The sequence below is a fragment of the Pseudokineococcus sp. 5B2Z-1 genome (assembly GCF_037482305.1).
Classification (GTDB): Bacteria; Actinomycetota; Actinomycetes; order Actinomycetales; family Quadrisphaeraceae; genus Pseudokineococcus.
This window is the reverse complement of sequence record NZ_JBBHZG010000001.1, coordinates 950,801-967,541: the sequence shown is the minus strand read 5'-3', so window position 1 is coordinate 967,541 and position 16,741 is coordinate 950,801. Positions and strand designations below refer to the sequence as shown.

20 protein-coding genes are annotated in these 16,741 nt (G+C 77.2%); 14 read left to right on the top strand and 6 right to left on the bottom strand.

Translation table 11 applies throughout. From position 1 onward, the window contains the following. From WDV85_RS04095 to purQ, 3 genes are all read left to right on the top strand, one after another. A partial coding sequence (locus WDV85_RS04095) for a DUF305 domain-containing protein (RefSeq protein ID WP_339569395.1) occupies positions 1-605 on the top strand: 605 nt, incomplete at its 5' end. A gap of 99 nt (positions 606-704) precedes the next feature. Then, complete coding sequence (gene purS, locus WDV85_RS04090; RefSeq protein ID WP_298806071.1) at positions 705-992, top strand: phosphoribosylformylglycinamidine synthase subunit PurS; 288 nt, start codon at positions 705-707, stop codon at positions 990-992. Next, positions 992-1,696: a phosphoribosylformylglycinamidine synthase subunit PurQ gene (gene purQ, locus WDV85_RS04085; protein WP_339569394.1), complete on the top strand. Its 705-nt coding sequence runs from the start codon at positions 992-994 to the stop codon at positions 1,694-1,696. Before purS ends, purQ begins: the two co-directional genes overlap by 1 nt. Before the next feature lie 238 nt (positions 1,697-1,934). On the opposite strand, the gene WDV85_RS04080 is transcribed toward purQ, so the two are convergent. Further along, complete coding sequence (locus tag WDV85_RS04080; protein WP_339569393.1) at positions 1,935-2,810, bottom strand: M15 family metallopeptidase; 876 nt, start codon at positions 2,808-2,810, stop codon at positions 1,935-1,937. Positions 2,811-2,925: 115 nt separating this feature from the next. Here WDV85_RS04080 and purL point away from each other — a divergent pair, with 115 nt between their 5' ends. The 4 genes from purL to WDV85_RS04060 all read left to right on the top strand — a co-directional run bounded on the left by purL (position 2,926) and on the right by WDV85_RS04060 (position 7,381). Then, a complete protein-coding gene (purL, locus tag WDV85_RS04075) occupies positions 2,926-5,265 on the top strand; it encodes a phosphoribosylformylglycinamidine synthase subunit PurL (RefSeq protein WP_339569392.1) in 2,340 nt (779 codons plus the stop codon). Further along, entirely contained in the window at positions 5,265-5,639 is a 375-nt protein-coding gene (locus WDV85_RS04070) for a sterol carrier family protein (RefSeq protein ID WP_339569391.1), read from the top strand. The genes purL and WDV85_RS04070 overlap by 1 nt, the downstream gene beginning before the upstream one ends. An 83-nt stretch (positions 5,640-5,722) precedes the next feature. Next, a complete protein-coding gene (locus WDV85_RS04065) occupies positions 5,723-6,052 on the top strand; it encodes a hypothetical protein (protein WP_339569390.1) in 330 nt (109 codons plus the stop codon). Positions 6,053-6,187: 135 nt separating this feature from the next. Beyond that, entirely contained in the window at positions 6,188-7,381 is a 1,194-nt protein-coding gene (locus tag WDV85_RS04060; RefSeq protein ID WP_339569389.1) for an RtcB family protein, read from the top strand. A gap of 42 nt (positions 7,382-7,423) precedes the next feature. On the opposite strand, the gene WDV85_RS04055 is transcribed toward WDV85_RS04060, so the two are convergent. Both WDV85_RS04055 and WDV85_RS04050 read right to left on the bottom strand, forming a co-directional pair. After that, positions 7,424-7,900: a hypothetical protein gene (locus WDV85_RS04055; RefSeq protein ID WP_339569388.1), complete on the bottom strand. Its 477-nt coding sequence runs from the start codon at positions 7,898-7,900 to the stop codon at positions 7,424-7,426. Further along, positions 7,893-8,387: a PH domain-containing protein gene (locus WDV85_RS04050; RefSeq protein WP_339569387.1), complete on the bottom strand. Its 495-nt coding sequence runs from the start codon at positions 8,385-8,387 to the stop codon at positions 7,893-7,895. The genes WDV85_RS04055 and WDV85_RS04050 overlap by 8 nt, the downstream gene beginning before the upstream one ends. A gap of 177 nt (positions 8,388-8,564) precedes the next feature. Between WDV85_RS04050 and purF the strand changes: the two genes are divergently transcribed. Both purF and purM read left to right on the top strand, forming a co-directional pair. Continuing rightward, on the top strand, positions 8,565-10,139 hold the full coding sequence (purF, locus tag WDV85_RS04045; RefSeq protein WP_339569386.1) for an amidophosphoribosyltransferase: 1,575 nt from the start codon (positions 8,565-8,567) through the stop codon (positions 10,137-10,139). Next, positions 10,136-11,254 (top strand): phosphoribosylformylglycinamidine cyclo-ligase, encoded by a 1,119-nt coding sequence (purM, locus tag WDV85_RS04040; protein ID WP_339569385.1) that lies wholly within the window; start codon positions 10,136-10,138, stop codon positions 11,252-11,254. Before purF ends, purM begins: the two co-directional genes overlap by 4 nt. A gap of 57 nt (positions 11,255-11,311) precedes the next feature. Here the strand turns inward: purM and WDV85_RS04035 are convergent, their stop codons facing one another. Beyond that, positions 11,312-11,506: a DUF3073 domain-containing protein gene (locus WDV85_RS04035; protein WP_171203455.1), complete on the bottom strand. Its 195-nt coding sequence runs from the start codon at positions 11,504-11,506 to the stop codon at positions 11,312-11,314. A 538-nt stretch (positions 11,507-12,044) separates the two neighbouring features. On the opposite strand from WDV85_RS04035, the gene WDV85_RS04030 reads away from it, so the two are divergent. The 5 genes from WDV85_RS04030 (at position 12,045) to WDV85_RS04010 (ending at position 15,894) form a co-directional block, all read left to right on the top strand. Beyond that, complete coding sequence (locus tag WDV85_RS04030; protein WP_171203456.1) at positions 12,045-12,257, top strand: BldC family transcriptional regulator; 213 nt, start codon at positions 12,045-12,047, stop codon at positions 12,255-12,257. 249 nt (positions 12,258-12,506) lie between these two features. Continuing rightward, positions 12,507-13,010: a peptide deformylase gene (gene def / locus WDV85_RS04025; RefSeq protein WP_445263197.1), complete on the top strand. Its 504-nt coding sequence runs from the start codon at positions 12,507-12,509 to the stop codon at positions 13,008-13,010. 143 nt (positions 13,011-13,153) lie between these two features. Continuing rightward, on the top strand, positions 13,154-14,530 hold the full coding sequence (locus WDV85_RS04020) for an ATP-dependent 6-phosphofructokinase (RefSeq protein WP_339569383.1): 1,377 nt from the start codon (positions 13,154-13,156) through the stop codon (positions 14,528-14,530). Between the two features lie 141 nt (positions 14,531-14,671). Further along, entirely contained in the window at positions 14,672-14,908 is a 237-nt protein-coding gene (locus tag WDV85_RS04015) for an antitoxin (protein ID WP_339569382.1), read from the top strand. A 92-nt stretch (positions 14,909-15,000) separates the two neighbouring features. Further along, positions 15,001-15,894: a precorrin-6A/cobalt-precorrin-6A reductase gene (locus tag WDV85_RS04010; RefSeq protein WP_339569381.1), complete on the top strand. Its 894-nt coding sequence runs from the start codon at positions 15,001-15,003 to the stop codon at positions 15,892-15,894. Here the strand turns inward: WDV85_RS04010 and WDV85_RS04005 are convergent. Together WDV85_RS04005 and WDV85_RS04000 are read right to left on the bottom strand one after the other, a co-directional pair. Next, positions 15,819-16,520, bottom strand: a complete 702-nt coding sequence (locus tag WDV85_RS04005) for a haloacid dehalogenase type II (RefSeq protein ID WP_339569380.1) — start codon at positions 16,518-16,520, stop codon at positions 15,819-15,821. The two genes, WDV85_RS04010 and WDV85_RS04005, sit on opposite strands and share 76 nt — an antisense overlap. Before the next feature lie 2 nt (positions 16,521-16,522). After that, positions 16,523-16,741: hypothetical protein (locus WDV85_RS04000; protein ID WP_339569379.1), on the bottom strand; the 219-nt coding region annotated here is incomplete at its 5' end.

Genomic DNA, 16,741 nt, shown 5'->3' with positions numbered 1-16,741 from the left:
CCTGTGGGCCCGGGGGCGGCCCCCCCCCCGCGGCGGGCTCGGTCGACGCGGGCTTCGCCCTCGACATGCAGGCCCACCACCGGCAGGCCGTGCAGATGTCGACCCTCGTGCGCGACCGGGTCGAGGACGAGGACGTGCGCACCCTCGCCCTCGACATCGCGCTCACCCAGCAGCAGCAGGCCGGCCAGATGTACGGCTGGCGCGAGCTCTGGGGCCTCGGCCAGGGGCGCACCGAGCCGGTCATGGCCTGGATGTCCGGGCTCGAGGGGCACTCCGCGGGCAGTCTCGAGGGTGGCCACGGGGAGCACGTCGGCGCGGTGCCGGCCGAGGGGCTCGGCGCCGTCGGCGACATGCCGGGCATGGCGAGCGCCGCGCAGATGGACGCCCTCGCGGCCGCGGACGGCGAGGAGGCCGCGCGGATCTACCTCCAGCTCATGGTCCCGCACCACGTCGCGGGCGTGGAGATGGCGCGCGCCGCCGCGCAGGAGGCCTCCGAGCCGGAGGTGCGCGCGCTGGCGGACGCGATGGCGACCGGCCAGGAGGCCGAGCTCACCGTCCTGCGGGACATGCTCGCCGAGCGCGGCGGCCCCGTGCCGGGCGTCTGACGCCGGCCTCCGAGGGCCACCGCGCCGCGGCGGGCCCGCTGGTCCCCGCAGGACGGACGGCGGCGGGGGCGGCGGCCGCGCCCCGGTAGCGTCTGCGCCATGGGTCGCGTCGTCGTCGAGGTCATGCCGAAGCCCGAGATCCTGGACCCCCAGGGCAAGGCCGTCGCGGGCGCGCTGCCGCGCCTGGGCTTCGGGCGCTTCACCGGCGTCCGGCAGGGCAAGCGCTTCGAGCTCGAGGTCGAGGGCGAGGTGACGCCCGAGGTGCTCGAGGAGGCCGCCCGCGCCGCCGAGGTGCTGCTCTCGAACCCCGTCATCGAGGACGTCGTCCGGGTCGCCCCGGTCGAGGCCGACGCCGCCACGACGACGCTCGCCGGCGGGACCGCCTGATGGGCCGCGTCGGCGTCGTCACCTTCCCCGGCTCCCTCGACGACGGGGACGCCGCGCGCGCCGTCCGCCTCGCCGGCGGCGAGCCCGTCCGGCTCTGGCACGGGGACGCCGACCTCCAGGGCGTCGACGCCGTCGTCCTGCCCGGCGGCTTCTCCTACGGCGACTACCTGCGGTGCGGGGCGATCGCCCGGTTCGCGCCCGTCATGGAGCCGCTCGTCGACGCCGCCCGCGGCGGGCTGCCGGTGCTCGGCATCTGCAACGGCTTCCAGGTGCTCTGCGAGGCGCACCTGCTGCCCGGGGCCCTCGTGCGCAACGACCACCGGACCTTCGTCTGCACCGACCAGCGCCTGCGCGTGGAGAACGCCGCGACGGCGTGGACCCACGAGTACGCCTCCGGCGAGGAGGTCGTCGTCCCGCTGAAGAATGGGGAGGGCGGCTACCTGGCCGACGAGGCGACGCTCGACCGCCTCGAGGGCGAGGGCCTCGTGGCGCTGCGGTACGTCGTCCCCGAGGGCGGCCGCAACCCCAACGGCAGCGCGCGCGACATCGCCGGCGTCGCCAACGCCGCGGGCAACGTCGTCGGCCTCATGCCGCACCCCGAGCACGCCGTCGAGGCCGGCTACGGCCCCGACCCGCGCACCGGCACGGCCGGCACCGACGGCCTGCGCTTCTTCTCCTCGGTGCTGCGCCAGCTCGTCTCCTGACCGGGCCCCCTCCGCACGTCGTCGGCACGTCGCCCTTGCGGGGCCGCCCTCCCCGCACGTCGTCGGCACTTCGCCCCCGCGGGGCCGCTCTCCCCGCACGTCGTCGGCACTTCGCCCCCGAGGGGCTTGCCTCCACGGCACTTCGACGACGACGTGCGGGGAGACGTCGGGCGCGGCGGCACTCTGACGACAGAGTGCGGGGAGGACCGCTGGGGACGTGCGGGTCGAGAGGGACGGGTCAGGCGGCGGAGGTCGGGCGGAAGCCCCAGTGCCAGGGCTCGCCGGACACGGTCTCGGCGAAGCCGTAGCGGCCGGCGTTCTCGCGCATCCACGCCTGGGCGCGGCCGTCGAGGCCGAGGTCCACGGCCATGCCCCAGCCGTGGCTGCTCGTGCCCGGCGCGGCGGCGAGGCCGCCCTCGCTGCGCAGGCCCTTGCGGGCGGCCATGGAGACCTGGTCCTCGTAGGACCGGTAGCTGTCGTTGACGCGCCACGTGACGCCGTCGGCCCGCGCCGCGGCGGCCATGCGGTCGTAGGCGGCCGCGGCCGGGCCCCACAGGCGCTCGCCGGACCCGGCGCCGCCGATCTCGACGAGCTGGCCCTCCGGCACCTTCCCGTTGCCGTGCGCCTTGAGGTCCAGCGGCACGCCCTTGGCGTCGAGCCCGACGACGGACGGCGCGGACGACGCCGCCCCCGCCGCGCCGACGGCGCCGACAGCCGGTGCGGCGGACGCCGCCCCCGCGCCGGCGCGGGCGCCCGGCAGGGCGGCGAGCAGCTGGGCGAGGCCGTCGGAGGACAGGCTCGTCGTCGTGGTCGTGAAGGCGGGCTCCGCGGTCGCCGTCGCGCCGCCGGCCAGTGCCGCGGCGAGGCCACCGGCGCCCGTGCCGCCGCCGAGCGCCGCGGCGAGCGACGACGCGGTCCCGCCGGTCGGTGACCCCGCCTGCTGGCCCAGCTGCTGGGCGAGGGCGTCGGAGAAGGCCGACGACGACGCGGCGCTCGAGGAGGGGATGCTCGCCGAGACCGGTGCGGCGGCGCGCCCCGGCCCCCCGACGGCCAGCGCGTCGATCTGGGCCTGGATGCCGGCCATGCGCGCGGTGATGCCGCTGATGCCCTCCACACCGGTGTCCTCGGCACGTCGCCCGCCCGACCTGAGCCGTCGACGCGACGAACGACGTCACGGGCGGCCCTCCGGCGCGGGCGGGAGGGCCCCGCCGCCTCGGTAGCCTGCGCCCATGGCCGAGCCGACCACCGCCACCGCCCGACCGGACGCGACGGGCGGGTCCGGCGGAGCCGTCGACACCGTCGAGCGAGCGGCGGCCACGCCCGACGTCGCCCAGCCCTGGCGCGAGCTGGGGCTGCGCGAGGAGGAGCACGCCCGCATCCGCGAGATCCTCGGCCGGCGCCCGACGTCCGCCGAGCTCGCCATGTACTCGGTGATGTGGAGCGAGCACTGCTCCTACAAGTCCTCGAAGGTGCACCTGCGGCAGTTCGGCGAGAAGACCACCGAGGCGATGCGCGAGCACCTCATGGTCGGCATCGGCGAGAACGCGGGTGTCGTCGACATCGGCGACGGCTGGGCGGTCACCTTCAAGGTCGAGAGCCACAACCACCCGAGCTTCGTCGAGCCCCACCAGGGCGCGGCCACGGGCGTCGGCGGCATCGTCCGCGACATCCTCGCCATGGGCGCGCGGCCGGTCGCCGTCATGGACCAGCTGCGCTTCGGCGCGGTCGACCACCCCGACACCGCGCGGGTCGTCCACGGCGTCGTCGCGGGCGTCGGCGGGTACGGCAACTGCCTGGGCCTGCCGAACATCGGCGGCGAGGTCGTCTTCGACGCCGTCTACCAGGGCAACCCGCTCGTCAACGCGCTCGCCGTCGGCGTCATGCGCCACGAGGACCTGCACCTGGCCAACGCCACGGGCGCGGGCAACAAGGTCGTCCTCTTCGGCGCCCGCACGGGCGGCGACGGCATCGGCGGCGTCTCCGTGCTGGCCTCGGAGACCTTCGACGCGACCGGGCCGGCCAAGCGCCCGAGCGTGCAGGTGGGCGACCCCTTCGCCGAGAAGGTCCTCATCGAGTGCTGCCTCGAGCTCTTCCGCGCCGGCGTCGTCGAGGGCATCCAGGACCTCGGCGGGGCCGGGCTCTCGTGCGCCACGAGCGAGCTCGCCAGCGCCGGCGACGGCGGCATGCACGTCGAGCTCGACCGCGTGCTCCTGCGCGACCCGTCGCTCTCGCCCGAGGAGATCCTCATGAGCGAGAGCCAGGAGCGGATGATGGCCGTCGTCCGCCCGGAGCACCTCGACCGCTTCCTCGAGGTGGTGCGGCGCTGGGACGTCGAGACGAGCGTCCTCGGCGAGGTCACGGACACCGGGCGCCTCGTCGTCACGTGGCACGGCGAGGTCGTCGTCGACGTCCCGCCCCGCACCGTCGCCCACGACGGCCCCGTCTACGAGCGCCCCTACGCCCGCCCGTCGTGGCAGGACGCCCTGCAGGCCGACTCGGCCGCCGCGCTGGCGCGCCCGACGTCGGGGGAGGACCTGCGCGCGACGCTGCTGCGCCTCGTCGGCTCGCCGAACCTCGCCGACAAGGGCTGGGTCACCGACCAGTACGACCGCTACGTGCTCGGCAACACCGCGCTGGCCACGCCCGACGACGCCGGCGTCGTCCGCGTCGACGAGGCCACCGGCCTCGGCGTCGCGGTGTCCACCGACGCGAACGGCCGCTACGGCTACCTCGACCCGTACGCCGGCGCGCAGCTCGCGCTGGCCGAGGCCTACCGCAACGTCGCCACCGTCGGCGCCCGGCCGCTCGCGGTCACCGACTGCCTCAACTTCGGCAGCCCCGAGGACCCCGACGTCATGTGGCAGTTCTCGGAGGCCGTCACGGGCCTGGCCGACGCCTGCCAGGTGCTCGGCGTGCCCGTGACCGGCGGCAACGTCTCGCTCTACAACTCGACGGCGGACACGCCCATCCACCCGACGCCCGTCGTCGGCGTCCTCGGCGTGCTCGACGACGTCGCCCGCCGCACGCCGTCCGGCTGGCGCGCGCCCGGCCAGGCGCTCTACCTGCTCGGCACCACGCGGCTCGAGCTCGACGGGTCCGCGTGGGCCGAGGTCGAGCACGGCCACCTCGGCGGGCGGCCGCCGGCCGTGGACCTCGAGGCGGAGCGGCTCCTCGGGGACGTGCTCGTCAACGCCAGCCGCGACGGGCTCGTCGACGCCGCGCACGACCTCTCCGAGGGCGGCCTGGCGCAGGCCGTCGTCGAGGGCTGCCTGCGCTACGGCGTCGGCGCGCGCGTGTGGCTCGACGAGCTGTGCGAGCGGGACGGCGTCGACGCCGCGACGGCGCTCTTCGCGGAGTCGACGGCGCGCGTGCTCGTCTCCGTGCCGCGCTCGGAGGAGGTGCGCTTCACCGACGTGTGCAGCGCGCGCCGCCAGCCGGCGCTGCGCGTGGGCGTCGTCGACGAGCCGGGCGAGGCCGCCGCGCTCGACGTGCAGGGCCTCTTCACCGTGCCGGTGGCCGAGCTGCGCGCCGCGTCCACGGCGACCCTGCGCGAGGCCTTCGGGGCCTGATGCCCGCACGTCGCCGCATCACCACCGAGCGCGCCCGCGACGCCGTCCGCGCGTGGGCGGCCGATCCCGCCGGCGCCGACCGGTCGGCCACCGCGCTGGCCGTGCGCGGGTCCCTCGAGGAGCTGGCCGAGCGCGTGCCCGGCAGCAGCGTGGAGGTGCGGGTGCCGCCCTTCGGCGTCGCGCAGTGCGTCGAGGGGCCCCGGCACACCCGGGGGACGCCGCCCAACGTCGTCGAGACGGACGCCGCCACCTGGCTCGACCTCGTCACCGGCGGCCTGCGGTGGGACGAGGCCGTGGCCCAGGGCCGGGTCTCGGCGAGCGGCCTGCGCGCGGTGCTCGGCGACGTGCTGCCCCTGTGGCCGGGCGGCGCCTGACCGCCGCCCGTCCCGGAGGGCGCCGGGCTCGGGCACCCGGTGCCCTCGGAGGGGCCGCGACGGCGGCGGGTAGCGTCCCGGCCGTGAGCGAGCAGCCGCCCCCGGTCGACGGCGACGACCGGCGCACCGAGGGCGCCGACGGCGCCGATGAGCGCCCGGCCCCCACGGAGGCCGACCTCGCCGGCGCGCAGCGCGTGCGCTACCGCCGCGCCCCCCGCTACCGGGTCCTCGTCGGCCTCGGCGTGGCCGTCGGCGCGGTGCTCGCGCTCGTCCTCGCCCTGACGAGCGAGCCGAGCGCGACGTACAGCCGCGCCGCCGTCTTCGGCTACCTCCTCGCCGCCCTGGGCCTCTCGCTCGGCCTCCTCGGCGGGCTCGTCGGCGTCCTGCTCGAGCGCGTCGCGCGCCGGGGCTGAGCCGCGGCGGCCCGGCCCCCCGGGCGGTGCCGGGACCGCCCGCCGCGGAACTCGCGTGACGGCCCGCCGTCACGGGGTGATCCTCGTCGGGCCGCGCGGACCCGTGCGGCTCCTCCCGCACGAGAGAGCAGACCCATGCCCACCGACGGCCGGCCCGACCGGCTCTCCCCGCGCCTGATGAGCTGGGCGTCGATCCTCGACGACGCCACCCGCGAGCAGGCCCTCACGACGGCGACCATGCCGTTCGTCCACCCTCACGTCGCCCTCATGCCCGACGCGCACCTCGGCAAGGGGGCGACGGTCGGCTCCGTCATCCCCACCGACGGCGCGATCATCCCCGCCGCCGTGGGCGTCGACATCGGCTGCGGGATGCTCGCCGTCCGCACCGACCACGACGTGGAGGAGCTGGGCCGCACCGACCTCCGGGCGCTGCACGCCGGCATCAGCCGGCGCGTGCCGCTGTCCGCGGGCGGGCGCAACCGCGGGGTGGGGGCGACGGCGGAGGCCCGCGTCGCGGAGCTGCGGGGGACGCCCGGCGTCGAGCAGGCGGACGAGGTCTCGCGGCGCTGGGAGCGGCAGCTGGGGACGCTCGGCTCGGGCAACCACTTCATCGAGGTGTCCGAGGACGAGCTCGGCCGGGTGTGGCTGTTCCTGCACTCCGGGTCGCGCGGCGTCGGCAACCAGCTGGCGCAGCGGCACATCCGGGTGGCCCAGGAGCAGGCGACCCGGCGGTTCTACGACCTGCCCGACCGCGACCTGGCCTACCTCGTCGAGGGGGAGCCCGAGTTCGACGCCTACGTCGAGGCCCTCCTGTGGGCGCAGCGCTTCGCCGCGCTCAACCGCGCGGAGATGATGGACCGGGTCGTCGCCGCGCTCGCCGAGGCGCTGGGGCTGGGCGGGCCGGAGGACGTCGTCCGCGAGGAGACCATCGGCTGCCACCACAACTACACGGCGCGCGAGAGGCACTTCGGGCGCGAGGTGTGGCTCTCCCGCAAGGGCGCCATCAGCGCCCGCGAGGGCGAGCCCGGCCTCGTGCCGGGCTCGATGGGCGACGCGTCCTACGTGGTCGTCGGCCGGGGCGACCCGGTGTCGCTGCACTCCTCGCCCCACGGGGCGGGGCGGGCGTGGTCGCGGTCCGCGGCGCGGAAGCGGTTCTCCCGCAGCGACCTCGACGCCCGCATGGGAGACGTCGTGTGGGGCGAGTCGGACGCCTTCCTCGACGAGCACCCGGAGGCCTACAAGCCGGTCGACGTCGTCATGGCCGACGCCGCCCGCCTCGTCGACGTCCGCCACGTGCTGCGGCAGGTGGTGAACGTCAAGGGGGACTGAGGGCCGTGGCGGCTGACGGACGGCGGGGGACCCCGCCGTCCGTCACGCCCGGCCCGCCGTCCCGGGCCCGTGCCCGTGCCGGCGGGCCCGCTCCAGCGCGGCGGCGAGGCGCTCGACGTCGCCGGTCGCCATGCCCCGCAGGTCCAGGCGCTCGCGGTCCAGGACGGCGACCGGCCACTGGTCCCAGCGCCCCGGGGGCCGGACCTCCACGACGTCCTCCCACGGGCGCCAGGCCCGGCGGACGACGCCGTGCCGCCGCCGCAGCCCCTCGGGCCCGACCTCGGTGCCCTGGCGCGAGACCGCCAGGACGACGGGGAGGAGGGCCCAGTTCGCCATCAGCCTCCCCACACCCCCGGGCCCGTCGAGGACGGCGACGGACGTCACGGCGGCGGCCAGCGCGACCACGACGACGACGCCCAGCACCACCAGGACCGTCCGCGCCCGCCCCCGCGGCGGGGCGAACGGCTCCCAGTGCACCCGCGCGAGGTCCTGCAGATCGGGAGGCGAGCGGTCAGCCATCGGCGGCCCCGCCGTCGGCGTCACGCGCCCGGTGCTCCTCGCGCGCGGCGGCCAGGGCGGCGCTGAGCCGCTCGACGTCCTCGCGCGGCACGTGCGGCAGGGGGACCGCCGTGCCGTCGGCGAGCAGCGCGCGGCCGCCGTCGCCGAAGCGGCCGGGCGGCACGAGCTCCCGGACGTCGTCCCACGTCACGACGCGGCGCCGTCCCGCGGGGCGGACGTCGAGGTGGGTGGGCGTGATGCGGGTGGTGCGGTCGAGCGCCCGGGCGAGGAGCTCGCCGCCGAGGCCGACGGCGCCGACGCCGACGAGGTGGGCCACCGCCTCCGCGCCGCGCAGGGCGACGAGACCGAGCGCGGCCGCGACGGCGACCACCAGGCCGCGCAGCGCCCGGGCGCCGCCGGGGCTGAGCAGCGGCTCCCGGCCCTCGGCGAGGTAGGCCGGCCGCAGCCCGGTGGTGTCGACGCGCAGCTCGTCGTCGTCCGCCCCCACGCCGCGGAGCCTGGCGCAGGCGGCCGGGGCGTGCGCCGCGGGGGCCGGACCTCACCCGTCCGGGGGGTGCTCGGCGGAGCCGTCCACGAGGGTGACCGTGCACGGTCACGCTCGTGGACGCCTTCCGACGGCCCTCGGGCGTCCGGCCGGCGCCGCGCGCTGTGCCACCATGACGCCGTGCCCGGTGGCGACGGACGGCTGACCCACGACCTGCTCCCCGGCGAGAAGGGCCCGCAGGACGCCTGCGGGGTCTTCGGCGTCTGGGCCCCCGACGAGGACGTCGCGCGGCTGACGTACTTCGGGATCTACGCGCTGCAGCACCGCGGGCAGGAGTCCGCGGGCATCGCCGTGAGCACCGGCACGCAGCTGCTCGTCTACAAGGACATGGGTCTCGTGTCCCAGGTCTTCGACGAGCCGGCGCTGCGCGCGCTCCAGGGCACCCTCGCCATCGGCCACACGCGCTACTCCACGACGGGCGCGAGCCGGTGGGAGAACGCCCAGCCGACGCTGGGGGCGACGGCGACGGGCACCGTGGCCCTCGGGCACAACGGCAACCTCACCAACAGCCACGCGCTGCGGGACATGGTCGCCGAGATGCGGGGGGACTCCGGCGAGTCCGCCGCGAGCGGGGAGCTGGCGCGCGGCAACACCACCGACACGGCGCTCGTCACGGCCCTGCTGGCCGGGCACCCCGACCGCACGCTCGAGGCGACGGCGCTCGAGGTGCTGCCCCTGCTCGAGGGCGCCTTCAGCCTCGTCTTCATGGACGAGCGCACGCTCTACGCGGCACGCGACCGCCACGGCGTGCGCCCCCTCGTCCTCGGGCGCCTCGAGCGCGGCTGGGTCGTGGCGTCCGAGACGGCGGCGCTCGACATCGTCGGCGCCAGCGTCGTCCGCGAGGTCGAGCCCGGCGAGCTCGTCGCGATCGACGAGGACGGCCTGCGCAGCACCCGCTTCGCCGAGGGCACGCCCAAGGGGTGCGTCTTCGAGTACGTCTACCTGGCGCGCCCCGACACGACGATCTCCGGACGCGTCGTCCACGCCGCCCGCGTGGAGATGGGGCGCCGGCTCGCCGCCGAGCACCCCGTCGAGGCCGACCTCGTCATCCCCACCCCGGAGTCGGGCACGCCCGCCGCCATCGGGTACGCCGAGGCCTCCGGCATTCCCTACGGCCAGGGGCTCGTCAAGAACAGCTACGTCGGCCGGACCTTCATCCAGCCCGACCAGACCATCCGCCAGCTCGGGATCCGCCTCAAGCTCAACCCGCTGCGCGACGTCATCCGCGGCAAGCGGCTCGTCGTCGTCGACGACTCCGTCGTGCGGGGCAACACCCAGCGGGCGCTCGTGCGGATGCTCCGCGAGGCCGGGGCCGCCGAGGTGCACGTGCGCATCTCCTCGCCGCCCGTCACGTGGCCGTGCTTCTACGGCATCGACTTCGCCAGCCGCGCGGAGCTCATCGCCGCGGGCCTGGGCGTCGAGGAGATCCGCAGCAGCATCGGCGCCGACTCGCTGGGGTACATCTCCCACGAGGCGATGGTCGAGGCCACCGAGCAGCCGGCCGACCGCCTCTGCTCCGCCTGCTTCACGGGCGAGTACCCGGTGCCGCTGCCGGACGCCCACCGCCTGGGCAAGCACCAGCTCGAGCTGGGGCTCACCGAGGTGCAGGGCGACGCCGTCCTCGGCGCCGCGGCGGCCGTGCCGAGCGGCGCGGTGAAGGACGCCGAGGGCGCCGTCGCGGGGCGCGGCCGGTGAGCGGCGGCGCCCCGACGGGCACGACGTACGCGGCCGCCGGCGTCGACGTCGAGGCCGGTGACCGCGCGGTCGCGCTCATGCGCGAGGCGGTGGCGCGCACGCACGGGCCCGAGGTCGTGGGCGGCCTCGGCGGCTTCGCCGGGCTCTTCGACGCGAGCGCCCTCGTCGGCATGCGCCGGCCGCTGCTGACGACGAGCACGGACGGCGTCGGCACGAAGATCGCCGTGGCGCGGGCGATGGGCGTCCACGACACGGTCGGGATCGACCTCGTGGCCATGGTCGTCGACGACATCGTCGTGAGCGGGGCGCGGCCCCTCTTCATGACCGACTACATCGCCTGCGGGCGCGTCGACCCCGAGCGCGTCGCCGACCTCGTCCGGGGCGTCGCCCGTGGCTGCGAGGAGACCGGCACCGCCCTCGTCGGCGGCGAGACGGCCGAGCACCCGGGGCTGATGGAGCCCGACGAGTACGACGTCGCGGGCGCCGCCACGGGCGTCGTCGAGGCCGACGACGTCCTCGGGCCCCAGCGCGTGCGGGACGGCGACGTCGTCCTCGCGATGGCGAGCTCGGGGCTTCACAGCAACGGCTACTCGCTCGTGCGCCGGGTCGTCGCCGACGCCGGGTGGGGGCTCGAGCGCCACGTCGACGAGCTCGGGCGCACCCTGGGGGAGGAGCTCCTCGAGCCGACGCGCCTCTACACGCGCCCGTGCCTCGCCCTCGCGCGCGGGCTCGGCGCGGACCTGCGGGCCCTGAGCCACGTCACCGGCGGCGGGCTCGCGGCGAACCTCGGCCGCGTCCTGCCCGCGGGCCTGCAGGCGGTGGTCGACCGCGGCACCTGGGCCCCGCCCCCGGTCGTCGGCCTGGTCGGCCGCCTCGGCGGCGTCCCCCGCGCCGACCTCGAGCGCACCCTCAACATGGGGGTCGGCATGGTCGCCGTGGTGGCGCCCGACGCCGTCGACGGCGCCCTGGCGCACCTCGCGACCGCCGGCGTGAGCGCCTGGGTGGCGGGGGGCGTGGGCCCCGACGACGGCGGACGCGGCCCCGAGGTCACGGTCGGCGCCAAGGGCGTCGACGGCGGCAGCGTCGTCCTGCGGGGTGAGCACCCCTCGGCGTGAGGCAGCCGGCTCGCAGCGCGCCGGCCGGGTGCACGGCCGCCGCGCGGGGGAGAGGTGTCAGCGGGAGGAGCCGGAGGCCCAGCCGCCGTAGCCGTCGTCGTCCTCGTCGGAGCTGTCCCGCTCCGGCGGGTCGTACGACGTGCCGGAGTGCCCGAGCTCGCGCTCGAGGGACTTGTAGTCCGTCTCCGGGCTGTAGTACTTGAGCTGGCGAGCGACCTTGGTCTGCTTCGCCTTCTGACGGCCGCGCCCCATGGCGTCGACCCCCTCTGAACGTCGTGCCGGGGCAGGCCGTCGAGGACGGCGGCCCCGGGGCCTGGTCATCTCTGCGCGTCCGCCACGCTACAGCCTCGCCGTCGCTTCCGGCACACCGGTCCGGGGCCCCGGGGGCGGCCCGTCCGCGCCGTCCCCGACCCCGCCGCGCGGCCTCCCGGGCGGCCGGTGAGCGCCGCCGGGAGGGCCGACCGGGAGTGCGCTCCCGTGCGGCCGGCGTCGCGCGCCTCACCCGTCCGGCGCCCTCCCGCGTCCGTCCGGGTGACGCGCTGTTCTCACCAGACGGACGACGGCATCACGAGACGGTCACAGATGTGACGACCCAGAGCGCCGGAGGTCACTCGTGGTCACGGGAAAGCGTCTTTCCGTCACCCAGTGCCCCGACCCGTCACCGTCGATGACGAACACCCAGGACCTAGTCATTCCGGACTATGGCGACTCACAGGTTGCGACAGCAGACTCGAGGTCCGAGACACCACGGGTCGGCGCCGCGCCGGCCCGAGCCCCCCAGGAGGACGCCATGACCGCTCGCACCGACGAGGTCGAGAGCCTGCTCACCCCCGCAGAGGTCGCCGCGCTCTTCCGCGTGGACCCCAAGACGGTCACGCGCTGGGCCAAGGCGGGCAAGCTCTCGTCGATCCGGACCCTCGGCGGGCACCGCCGCTACCGCGAGGCCGAGGTGCGCGCGCTGCTCGGCGGCGCCGTCCCGCAGCCGCGCGCCACCGAGGACTGAGGCGGCGGCCCCGGGGCGCGTCCCGGGGCCCCCGGGACGGCCGCTCCCGCCGCTCGGCGGTGAGGAGGGGCGGCCCGGTGCCGGCGGCCCGGACCTAGCATGGGGCGCCCGCGCCGGGACCCCCCGGCGCCGTCGTGCCAGGAGGAGACCGTGCCGTCCGGGACCACCCCGCCCCCCGCCCAGCCCGACCCGTCGCCGGCAGGCCCGGGTCCCGCGCAGGGCGCCGGCGACGGCGGCCCCGTCGGACGGGTGCGGCCGATCGTCCTCGACGGCGACCCCGTGCTCCACCGCCCCTGCGCCCCCGTCACCGCCTTCGACGCGGACCTGGCGCAGCTCGAGGCCGACATGGTCGTGAGCATGCACGCGGCCGACGGCGTCGGGCTCGCCGCCAACCAGATCGGCGTCGACGCCCGGATGTTCGTCATGGACTGCCCCGACGCGGCCGGCGAGCGCGTCGTCGCGACGGTGGTGAACCCCGTCCTGCGCCTGCCGGGCGTCTTCGCGCGGCGCGCGACGGACGACGAGGGCTGCCTGTCCGTGCCCGGCGAGGTGGCGGCCGTCGAGCGCGTGACCTCCGCCGTCGTCACCGGCGTCGACGTCCGCGGCGAGCCCGTGCGCGTGTCCGCCTCCGGCCTCGCGGCGGTGTGCCTGCAGCACGAGGTGGACCACCTCGACGGGCTGCTCTACGTCGACCGCCTCGAGCCCGGCGAGCGCGCCGAGGTGCTGCGCGCCGCCGGCCTGGCCCCGCGCTGACACGGCGGCGGCCGGGCGCGACGGCGCGCCCGGCCCGGCGGCCGGGCCGGGCGGACGCGCGGGGGGTGTGACGGAGGTCACCCCGCGGATGCGCCAGGATGTCGCCGACCGGCACGAGCACGGACGGCGAGAGGTGACCCGGCATGGCGAGCAGCGACGCGGACATCGACTTCGAGGTCCGGACCCTCGGTCCTCGGACGGTCCCGTCCCCCCTCGCGCCCCTCCTGGAGCGGCGCCGCACCAGCCACCACGCCGTGGAGGAGGGCGACCGCATCCTCTTCGACGACACGCGGTCGTCCTCCGAGCGCCGCGGGGACGGGGAGCTGCCGAGCCTGGAGGCCGCGGGGCCCCGCCGGAAGATCTTCTTCGACCCCTCCAAGACGCGGGTCGGCATCGTCACCTGCGGCGGGCTGTGCCCGGGCATCAACAACGTCATCCGCGCCCTCGTCTCGGAGCTGACGACCCACTACGGGGTGCGGCGCATCCACGGCTTCCGCAACGGCTACCAGGGGTTCATCCCCGAGTACGGCCACGACGTGGTGGACCTGACGGTGGAGTCGGTCGACGGCATCGCGGCGCTCGGGGGCACCATCCTCGGCAGCTCGCGCGGCGAGCAGGACATCGGCCAGGTCGTCGACTGCCTCGAGCGCATGGGCATCAGCATCCTCTTCGTCATCGGCGGTGACGGCTCGATGCGCGGCGCCCAGCGCATCGCCGAGGAGATCGGCCGGCGCGACCGCCCCATCGGCGTGGTGGGCGTGCCGAAGACGATCGACAACGACATCCCCTTCCTCGACCAGAGCTTCGGCTTCCAGACGGCGTTCTCCGAGGCGACGCGCTCGATCCGCAGCGCCAAGGTCGAGGCGCGCTCGGCGCCCGGCGGCGTGAGCGTCGTCAAGCTCATGGGCCGGCACTCGGGCTTCATCGCCTGCTACGCGGCCCTCGCGCAGAACGACGCCGACTTCGTCCTCATCCCGGAGGTGCCCTTCGCCTTCGACGGGCCGGGGGGCTTCCTCGAGGTGCTGCGCGCCAAGGTGCGCTCGCAGGGCCACGCCCTCGTGGTGGCCGCCGAGGGCGCCGGGCAGGAGCTCTTCACCGAGGCCGAGGCCGAGGGCGGGCTGGTCGACGCCAGCGGCAACAAGCGCCTCCAGGACGTCGGCCGGCTGCTGCGCCAGCGCATCACCGCGGACTTCGCCGCCCACGGCATGGAGCTCAACCTCCGCTACATCGACCCGAGCTACGTCATCCGCAGCGTCCCCGCCAACCCCTACGACAGCGTCTACTGCACGCGCCTCGCGCACGCGGCCGTGCACGCGGCCATGGCCGGGCGCACGAACATGGTCGTCGGGCGGTGGCGGCGGCGTTTCGTCCACATCCCCATCCAGCTCGCCGTCAGCACGCGCAACCGCGTGGACCCCAACGGCGACCTGTGGTGGTCCGTCCTCGAGGCCACCGGGCAGCCGGCGTCGCTGGGCGAGGGCGCCGAGGCCATCGAGGTGCCCGCCTTCGGCGGGCAGTAGCCGCCCTCCCGCCGCCCCGTCCGACGTCGCGCCCGCCGCGGGTGGCGGGGCCGGGGCGGGACGGCGACGCTGGTGCGAGCGGGCCGGTCGTGGCCCCGCACGACGGACGGAGCGCCCCCGGGCGCGGACAGGAGCGATCTCGTGGCGCTGAACATCGGCCGGCTCGTCGGGAAGGCGCGCAGCTACGCGTCGCAGAACCCCGACAAGGTCTCCTCGGGCCTGGACCGGGCGGGTGACGCCGTCAACCGGCGCACCGGCGGCAAGCACTCCTCCACGGTGACGAAGGCGAAGAACGCGCTGGGGAAGGCGCTGGGCACGAGCGGTCACGGCGGCTCGCGCGGCGGGTCCGCCGGCGCCGGCCCCCGCGACCCCCGGTAGCCACCGGCGGGCGGGCGGCGGCCGTGCGGTCGTCACCGCATCGTTGCGCGACGGCCGCGCCGCGCCCGCGCGCGGTGCCCGAGCATGGGGGCGTGCAGCCCGCAGCCCACCACGTCCTCCTGCTCGGCGGGACGACGGTGGCCCAGGCGCTCGCCGTGGACCTCGTGGACGCGCCCGGGGTCCGGGTCACCAGCTCGCTGCCCGTCGACCGCCACGTCCCCGTCCCGCCGCCCGGGGAGGTCCACCGCGGCGGCTTCGGCGGCCCCGAGGGCCTCGCCGCCTGGCTGCGCGACCACGACGTCCGGGCGGTCGTGGACGCGACGTCGCCCTTCTCGGCCCGCATCACGAGCACCGCCGTCGCGGCGTGCGCGGCGGCCGACGTCCCCCTGCTGCTGCTCGACCGCCCGGCCTGGCTGCCCCAGCCCGGTGACGACTGGCGACCCGTGCCCGACCTCGACGCGGCGGCGGAGGTCCTGCACGACGGCCCGTGGGAGCGCGCCCTCGTCGCGGGCGGGGCGCGCGACCTCGGGGCGCTGGGGCGGCTGGAGCGCCCCCGGCTGGTCCTGCGGGTCCCGCGCCTGCCACGACCGCCGCTGCCGGCCGGGTGCGAGGTCGTCCTGCGCCGACGCGCCGGCGACGTCGACGGCGAGGTCGCGCTCATGGTCGACCGCGGCGTCGGCGTCGTCGTGACGACCGACAGCGGGGGCCCCGGCGGAGCGGCGGTCCTCGTCGCGGCGCGCGAGCTCGACCTGCCCGTCGTCGTCGTCCAGCGCCCGCCGGCGCCCCCGGGCGCCGAGCGGGCCGCGCGCGCGGCCGACGCCGCCTCGGCCTCCGCGTGGGTGCGGCAGGTCCTCGGAGGCGGCGCGGCCGGGGGCGTGGTCGACGGTGCTGCCGGCGAGGGGGACGGCGCTCAGGCGCCCAGCCGCTCCGCCAGCGCCGTCAGCGACGGGACGGTGAGGTCCGGCGCCAGCAGGTGGTCCGGGTAGGTCCGGCCCGCGCGGTCGACCCAGGCGGTGCGCAGGCCGGCGCGGGCGGCGCCGTCGACGTCCCACGGGTGGACGGCGACGAGGAGCGCGCGGCCCGGCGCGACCCCCGTGGCCGCCAGCCCGTGCGCGTAGGCCGCGGCGGCGGGCTTCCACGCCCCGCCCGGCGCGTCCTCCACCGAGAGGAGCAGGTCCACGTGGGCGCGCGCCCCGGCCCGCTCGAGCAGCGCCCCGGCGACCTCGGCCGCGCCGTTCGACAGCGTGGCCACGCGCGGGCCGAGGGCGTGCAGGGCGGCCAGGCCCGGCGCCACGTCCGCGTGGGCGGGGAGGCGGAGGAAGGCGTGCATGACGCGGTCGGCGGCAGCGTCGACGTCGTCGACCTCGCCCTCGAGGACCGCCCGCAGCCCTCCGCGGGCGACGTCGGCGAAGGGGGCCGCGGCGCCGGCGGCCGTGCGCGCGAAGCCGTCGCGCAGCACCCCGGCGAACCACGTGGTCGCCAGGTGGCCGGGGGCTCCGACCTCCTCGAGGGCGGCGGCGACCGGGGCGGTGTCGGAGAGGGTCTCGTTGACGTCGAGGAGGACGAGCTCGGGCAGGGTCGTGTCGGGGGAGGACGGCGCGGTGGCGGGCACCGTCAGAGGCTGCCGTAGCGCCGCGAGCCGGGCACGCCCGGGGGCAGCCGACGACGCACCGCGCGCGAGGCGTCGCGCGCCCCGCGCAGGGCCACGCGCAGGGCGCGCCGCCGCAGCGTCGTCACGACGACCACGTCGGGGCCGAGCGGGCGCCCGTCCGGCGCGCGGCCGAAGCGGCGGTCCACCTCGGCCAGCGCCGCGAGGTACTCCTCGGTGCTCCC